Annotated in this window: 4 protein-coding genes; all 4 read left to right on the top strand. The window is 68.9% G+C overall.

The window, feature by feature from the left end:
• Nucleotides 1-528 (top strand): aminoacyl--tRNA ligase-related protein (locus tag ACE3S9_RS16510; RefSeq protein WP_374547570.1); only part of this gene is annotated, 528 nt, incomplete at its 5' end.
• A 77-nt stretch (nucleotides 529-605) separates the two neighbouring features.
• Complete coding sequence (gene surE, locus ACE3S9_RS16505) at nucleotides 606-1,358, top strand: 5'/3'-nucleotidase SurE (protein WP_374547569.1); 753 nt, start codon at nucleotides 606-608, stop codon at nucleotides 1,356-1,358.
• Nucleotides 1,359-1,365: 7 nt separating this feature from the next.
• Entirely contained in the window at nucleotides 1,366-2,067 is a 702-nt protein-coding gene (locus tag ACE3S9_RS16500) for a protein-L-isoaspartate O-methyltransferase (RefSeq protein ID WP_374547568.1), read from the top strand.
• A gap of 179 nt (nucleotides 2,068-2,246) precedes the next feature.
• The coding region (locus ACE3S9_RS16495) for a peptidoglycan DD-metalloendopeptidase family protein (RefSeq protein ID WP_374547567.1) at nucleotides 2,247-3,739 on the top strand (1,493 nt) is incomplete at its 3' end.

Below are 3,739 nucleotides of genomic sequence, written 5' to 3'. Positions count from 1 at the left end.
CAGCGTATGACCGCCGGCACCGCCTGTTTCCGCGCGGAAGCGGGCGCGGCCGGGCGCGACACGCGCGGCATCATCCGCCAGCATCAATTCTCCAAGGTCGAGCTGGTCTCGATCACCACGCCTGAGCAATCCCTTGCCGAGCACGAGCGCATGACCGCCTGCGCCGAGGAAGTGCTGAAGCGGCTCGGCTTGCCTTATCGCGTCGTCCTGCTCTGCACCGGCGACATGGGCTTCGCCTCGCAGAAAACCTATGACATCGAGGTCTGGCTGCCCGGCCAGGACCGCTATCGTGAAATCTCGTCCTGCTCGGTCTGCGGCGATTTCCAGGCCCGCCGCATGAATGCGCGCTATCGCCCGGCGGAAGGCAAGGGCCCGCGCTTCGTCCATACGCTGAACGGCTCCGGCGTCGCGGTCGGTCGCGCCCTGGTCGCGGTGCTGGAGAATTACCAGAACCCGGACGGCTCGGTGACCGTGCCGGAGGCGCTGCGGCCCTATATGGGCGGGCTGGAAAGAATCTCGCCGGCGTGAGCGCCGCGCGAAAAAACTGTTTCCCGCCGCCGCACGCGCTATAAGGCGCGGGAGCGCTTAGAATCGGATGGGCGGATATGCGGATTCTCATCACCAATGACGACGGCATTCACGCGCCGGGCCTCAAAGTGCTGGAGCGTATCGCCAAGGCGCTGGCCGACGACGTGATGGTGGTGGCTCCCGAAACCGACCAGTCCGGCGTGGCGCATTCGCTTTCCTTGTCCGACCCGCTGCGGCTGCGCAAGATTACCGACCGTCATTATGCGGTGAAGGGCACGCCGACCGATTGCGTCATCATGGGCGTGCGCAAGCTGATGCTCGACAATCCGCCGGACCTCATTCTCTCCGGCGTCAACAAGGGCCAGAATGTCGCCGAGGACGTGACTTATTCCGGCACCATCGCCGGCGCGATGGAAGGCACTTTGCTCGGCTTCCCGTCGGTCGCCTTGTCGCAATGCTATTCGCCGGCGGGGACGCCCTGGGAATGTGCGGAAGCCCATGCGCCGGAGCTGATCCGCAAGATCGTCGCGCGCGGCCTGCCGCCGGGCGTGTTGATGAATCTGAATTTCCCGGCTTGCGAGCCCGGACAGGTGCAGGGCGTCGCGCTTGCCCGCCAGGGGCGGCGCGAGCAGGAACTGATGAAGATCGAGGCGCGGTTCGACGGACGCGGCAATCCCTATTACTGGATCGCCTTCGAACGGCCGACCTTCAAGGCCGGCGAGGGCACCGACCTCGAAGCCGTGGCCCAGCGCCGCATCGCCGCGACGCCGCTCCGGCTCGATCTGACCGACGATCCGGCGCTGACCCATTTCGCCGGAACCTTCGCGTGAGGGACCAATGGTCGAAGGGCCAGGGCGGCCTTCCGCCGCGTCTTCGCTGATGTCGGTCTCCGCCCAGGCGCGGGCGGAAGCCAAGGCGCAGCTTCTGCTGCGCCTCCGCGCGCAGGGCTTCGCCGATCTCGCTCTGCTGCGGGCGCTGGAAAACGCGCCGCGCGAGAATTTCGTCGGCCCGGCCTATGTCGATTTCGCCCTGCGCGACATCGCCGTGCCATTGCCCTGCGGCCAGACCATGGAGGCGCCCTCGGCGCTGGCGCGCGTTATCGCGGCGCTGGCCCCGCGCGCCGGCAGCCGTGTGCTCGAAATCGGCGCAGGCTCGGGCTATTCCGCCATGGCGCTGTCGCTGATGGCGCGCGAGGTGGTCAGCGTCGATTGTTTCGAAACGCTGGCGCAGGCCGCGCGGAGCCGGCTGGAGCGGCTGGGCGCCCGCAATGTCGCTGTGGTCTGGGCCGACGGGTTCGAAATCGCGCCGTCCTTCGGCCTGTTCGACCGGGTGGTCGTCCATGGCGCGCTGGACGAGATCCCGCCCAATATTCTCGGCGCTCTCGGAGAAGGCGGCGTGCTGGTCGCGCCGCGACGGCGGCCCAGCGAAGGCTGCGTGCTGGTGCGGCACAGCCGCGCGAGCGGCGAGGGGCTCACGGAGGAGAATTTGGGCTCCTGGCGGGCGCAGGATCTGCTGCGCGGGCGCTTTGCCGCGCTTTAGCGCCACCGCGCGTCGCCACTGACGTTTTTTGCGCGCGCTCCAGCGGCCGAAGCCGGTGAAACAAGCCTAATCAATGCCTAACTTGCGACGATTTCCTGAACGTCGATTCATCTTAAACGCTCCTTTAACTCAGATTGTCTTAAATGCTCACGTTGGTTCCAGCGTGGGTGGGATGCGTTATGAAGCATAGGGTTAAGACTTCCGGAGGGACGTTCCGGGTGGCCCTGATCGGCGTGGCCACGATCATGCTCGGCGGTTGTTCGGAGACGGGCCAGTTCGGCAATACGTTCGGGACGCCGGTCGCCAGTTCCTCCCCGCGCGTCGACCGGACGCCGACCGGTTCGGTCGCGCAGGCGCAATCCTCGCCGACCGATCAGGTGTCGGGCTTCTTCAAGGAGGCCTTCCGGCCGTTCGGCGATCAGCCCGCGTCGCCGCCGCCGGCGGCCCGTCCCGCTTATGCCGCGCGTCCCGCCGCCCCCGCGCCGCTGGACCGCCCGGTTCCGCCCGCGCCCATCGCCAGCGCGCCGCTGGCGCCGCCCGCCGCCGCGCCGCGCTATGCCCAGCCCGCTCCGTTCGCTCCGGCCCCGGTGGCCCAGACGGTTGCGCCCAAGCCGACCTATGCTTTGCGCTCCGCTCCCAACGCCGTGGGCGGCTGGACATCGGAAGGCGGCACGCCGGTCGTCGTCGCCCAGGGCGAGACGGCCGAGACAGTCGCCCAGCGTTTCGGCGTGCCCACCGACACTTTGCTGCAGCTTAACGGCTATTCCTCCCGCGCCCAGGTCACGCCCGGCGCGCGGCTGACCATTCCGGTCTATCACGCCGGCGCCCGCGCCGCCGCCGCGGCGCCCATGGCTGCTCCCGTGGTCGCCAAATCCGCCGCGCCGCGTCTCGCCGCGAAATCGCTCGTCGGCGAGGAAGTCGCGCAAGCCAAGGCGGTCCCCGGCCGCGCCGCCCAGACCTTGATCGCGCCGAGGGCGGATGCTGCGACCGGGCTCGCGGAGAAGCGCGCCAAGCTGGCGCAGGCTCAGGCCGACAAGCTGAAGGCGGATAAGGAAAAGGTCGCGATGGCGCAGGCCGAGGCCGCCCGCAAGACCGCCGAGGCCAAAGCGGCTCAGGTCGCGCAGGCCAAGGCCGCCAAGTCGCCGGTCGCCGCGCAGGTGGCGCAGGCGCAAACCTTCACCAAGACTGCGCCGACGCAGGCCGTCAACGGTGGCGCCAAGACGGTCGCGGCGGCCACGGCCGCCGTCGCCCAGGCCAAGCCGGCGCAGATTCAGGCGGCCGCGCCAGCCGCCAAGGCGGAGCCGGCCAAGGTCGCCAAGGCCGAGGCCAATGTCGACGCCGAATCGACCGCGAGCCTCCAGCCCGCCGCTTCCGCCGCCGCCTCGGGCGACGCCGCCAATCCCGAATTCCGCTGGCCGGCGCGCGGCCGCGTCATCCAGGGCTTCGGCAATGGCGGCAATGACGGCATCAATATCGCGGTGCCGGAAGGCACCCAGGTCAAGGCGGCCGAAAACGGCGTGGTCGCCTATGCCGGCAGCGAACTCAAGGGCTATGGCAATCTCGTCCTGATCCGCCATCCCAACGGCTTCGTCACCGCCTACGCCAATAACGGCTCGATCAATGTCAAGCGCGGCGACACGGTGAAGCGCGGCCAGACCATCGCCTTGTCGGG

It is taken from the genome of Rhodoblastus sp., from assembly GCF_041915505.1.
In the GTDB taxonomy this organism is placed as follows: Bacteria; Pseudomonadota; Alphaproteobacteria; order Rhizobiales; family Beijerinckiaceae; genus Rhodoblastus.
The sequence above is the reverse complement of the archived record's forward strand: the minus strand, read 5'-3'. Positions and strand labels throughout refer to the sequence as shown.